The following is a 548-nucleotide window of genomic DNA, read 5'->3' on the forward strand; positions in this document are numbered from 1 at the left end:
CGTCAGCCCGACGATGAACATATACAGGCCGACGCCCAGCTGTGCGCCCACGTACAACACGTTGCGCGTTTCCTTGGGGAAGACAGTGAGCTGCAGATCGGGAAGCAGCAGCCCGAACAGCGAAGGCCCAAGGATCACGCCGGCGATCATTTCACCGACGACTTGCAGCTGGTGCAGCAGTTTCTTGCCCAGCCATCCGACCACGCGACAGGTGAAAATGATGACGGCGAGCTGCAGGAAAAAGTGGATGCTGAAGTCGCCAGGTACATAGCTCTTTGCGGCATTCACCGCCGGACCGTGCGGACCTAGGACCCCCGTCAGCGCGTGCCACGCGCTGGTCAACAGTTCAAACATGCACTCTCCCCATCGTCTCGCGCAGCTGCGTCCCCGCCGTCGCAACGTTTAGAAAAGCGCGCTTATTCCGATGTGTGCAACACCGTAGCGGGTCGACGCCGCGTTTTTTCCGCAACATCTTGCCTTGTGTTGCGCGGTGTCAACAATGTAGTAACATCTCTACATAAGAGCATGCTAGAAATAGCGACATAGGC

The 548-nt window shown here is 57.8% G+C and carries 1 pseudogene; it reads right to left on the reverse strand.

Features of this window, described 5'->3' with window-relative positions:
• A pseudogene (locus tag AACY49_RS30180) lies at nucleotides 1-354 on the reverse strand (hypothetical protein); the annotation flags it as partial.
• Nucleotides 355-548: the final 194 nt, after the last annotated feature.

Source organism: Pseudomonas sp. EL_65y_Pfl2_R96 (assembly GCF_963970905.1).
Classification (GTDB): domain Bacteria; phylum Pseudomonadota; class Gammaproteobacteria; order Pseudomonadales; family Pseudomonadaceae; genus Aquipseudomonas.